The 3,099-nt window shown below is 47.7% G+C and carries 2 rRNA genes; both read left to right on the forward strand.

Going from position 1 to position 3,099, the window contains the following annotated elements:
* The first annotated feature begins 83 nt into the window (after window positions 1-83).
* Window positions 84-2,840, forward strand: a 23S ribosomal RNA gene (locus ACODR7_RS21465).
* A 144-nt stretch (window positions 2,841-2,984) separates the two neighbouring features.
* Window positions 2,985-3,092 (forward strand): 5S ribosomal RNA (rrf, locus tag ACODR7_RS21470).
* Window positions 3,093-3,099: the final 7 nt, after the last annotated feature.

Raw genomic sequence — 3,099 nt, forward strand, 5'->3', positions numbered from 1 at the left:
AAGACATTAAGATCATTGACATTAACGGTAAAGACATCACAAAGAGAAAACCGAGCGCATAAAGCGCTTGAGTAACCAATAGGAAAGAAATCGTTAAGGGCGTATGGCGGATGCCTAGGCTTTCAGAGGCGAAGAAGGACGTGGTAAGCTGCGAAAAGCTGCGGGGATTGGCACACACGAATAGATCCGCAGATGTCCGAATGGGGCAACCCGGCATGTTGAAGACATGTCACCTCGTAAGAGGAGCAAACCCGGAGAACTGAAACATCTAAGTACCCGGAGGAAAAGAAATCGAAGAGATTCCGTAAGTAGTGGCGAGCGAAAGCGGATTAGCCCAAAAGTCTTTTTATGTTTAGAGGAATGTTCTGGAAAGAACAATCATAGAAGGTGATAATCCTGTACTCGAAAGGCATAATAAGATGATAAATGAGTAGGGCGGGACACGTGAAATCCTGTCTGAATATGGGGGGACCATCCTCCAAGGCTAAATACTCCTGAAAGACCGATAGTGAACAAGTACTGTGAAGGAAAGGTGAAAAGCACTTCGAATAGAAGGGTGAAATAGAACCTGAAACCGTACGCCTACAAGCGGTCGGAGCAGCGTAATGCTGTGACGGCGTGCCTTTTGCATAATGAGCCTACGAGTTAATTTTACTAGCGAGGTTAAGGTATTAAGTACCGGAGCCGGAGCGAAAGCGAGTCTGAATAGGGCGTATAGTTAGTAGGATTAGACGCGAAACCTTGTGATCTACCCATGGGCAGGTTGAAGCTCTGGTAACACAGAGTGGAGGACCGAACCGGTTGACGTTGAAAAGTCTTCGGATGACCTGTGGGTAGGGGTGAAAGGCCAATCAAACTGGGAGATAGCTCGTACTCTCCGAAATGCATTTAGGTGCAGCGTCGTATATAAGTTTATTAGAGGTAGAGCTACTGATTGGATGCGGGGGTTTCATCGCCTACCAATTCCTGACAAACTCCGAATGCTAATAAATGTTCTACGGCAGTGAGGGCATGGGTGCTAAGGTCCATGTCCGAGAGGGAAAGAACCCAGACCAACAGCTAAGGTCCCCAAATATATGTTAAGTTGAAACAACGCGGTTGGACTGCATTGACAGCTAGGATGTTGGCTTGGAAGCAGCCATTCATTTAAAGAGTGCGTAACAGCTCACTAGTCGAGCGGTCCGGCATGGATAATAATCGGGCATAAACATATTACCGAAGCTATGGATTTATATTTTAGATATATCTGGTAGGAGAGCATTCTATTTGCGCCGAAGCAGTACTGTGAGGTATTGTGGAGCGGATAGAAAAGAAAATGTAGGCATAAGTAACGATAAAGCAGGCGAGAAACCTGCTCACCGAAAGACCAAGGCTTCCTCAGCCATGCTAATCAGCTGAGGGTTAGTCGGGACCTAACGCGAACCCGAAAGGGGTAGTGGATGGACAATGGGTTAATATTCCCATACTTGCTCACGAATAAAGGGGACGGTTGGATGTATCTGCTGGAGACTGACGGAATAGTCAAGGCTTAGCCTTCGGGCGAAGCTGCTGTAGAGTAATCTGATCCAAGAAAAGCCGAAGTGAAGCAACCCGTACCAAAACCGACACAGGTGGTCGAGGAGAGAATCCTAAGGTGCTCGAGTGAGTCGTGGCTAAGGAACTAGGCAAAATAGTCTCGTAACTTCGGAAGAAGAGACGCCATCAGCAATGGTGGCCGCAGTGAAGAGGCCCAGGCGACTGTTTATCAAAAACACAGGACTCTGCTAAATCGAAAGATGCTGTATAGGGTCTGACACCTGCCCGGTGCTGGAAGGTTAAGGAAGGTGCTTAGGGTTAAACCGAAGGCATTAACTGAAGCCCCAGTAAACGGCGGCCGTAACTATAACGGTCCTAAGGTAGCGAAATTCCTTGTCGGGTAAGTTCCGACCTGCACGAATGGTGTAACGATCTGGGCACTGTCTCAGCCACGAGCTCGGTGAAATTGTAGTATCGGTGAAGATGCCGATTACCCGCAATGGGACGAAAAGACCCTGTGAACCTTTACTATAACTTCGTATTGACTTTGAGTAAGTAATGTGTAGGATAGGTGGGAGGCTTTGAAGCAGGCACGCTAGTGTTTGTGGAGCCAACGTTGAAATACCACCCTTTACTTACTTGGAGCCTAACTTCTTTTAGAAGGACATTGCGTGGTGGGTAGTTTGACTGGGGTGGTCGCCTCCAAAAGAGTAACGGAGGCTTTCAAAGGTACCCTCAGCACGCTTGGTAACCGTGCGTAGAGTGTAATGGCATAAGGGTGCTTGACTGTGAGACCAACAAGTCGATCAGGTGCGAAAGCAGGACATAGTGATCCGGTGGTTCCGTATGGAAGGGCCATCGCTCATAGGATAAAAGGTACTCCGGGGATAACAGGCTAGTCTCCCCCAAGAGCTCACATCGACGGGGAGGTTCGGCACCTCGATGTCGGCTCGTCACATCCTGGGGCTGGAGAAGGTCCCAAGGGTTGGGCTGTTCGCCCATTAAAGTGGCACGCGAGCTGGGTTCAGAACGTCGTGAGACAGTTCGGTCTCTATCTATTGCGGGCGTTAGATGTTTGAGAGGGCTTGATTCTAGTACGAGAGGACCGAATTGAACAAACCTCTGGTGTATCAGTTGTACCGCCAGGTGCACCGCTGAGTAGCTACGTTTGGAAGAGATAAGCACTGAAAGCATATAAGTGCGAAACTCGCCTCAAGATGAGACATCTTTTAAGGGTCGTTGTAGATGACGACGTTGATAGGCTATAGGTGTAAAGACAGTAATGTCATAGCCAAGTAGTACTAATTACCCGTAGATTTATAGCCTTTGGTTGCTATATCAGATTTATAATAAAAAATGACAAGTACTTTATGCGCAGTAAAGGTTTTGTCTTTGTGAAAGTTTTTATCGCTTAAAAACGCAATAAGCTAAAGGGCTAAAGCCTAATGCTTAAAGCTATATACAACCTTTAGGGTGGTTTTAGCGGTGGGGCTCACCTGTTCCCATTCCGAACACAGAAGTTAAGCCCACCAGCGCCGATGGTACTGCTAACGCGGGAGAGTAGGCCGCCGCCAGTTTTTATTT

The organism is Chryseobacterium sp. FG46, assembly GCF_057809135.1.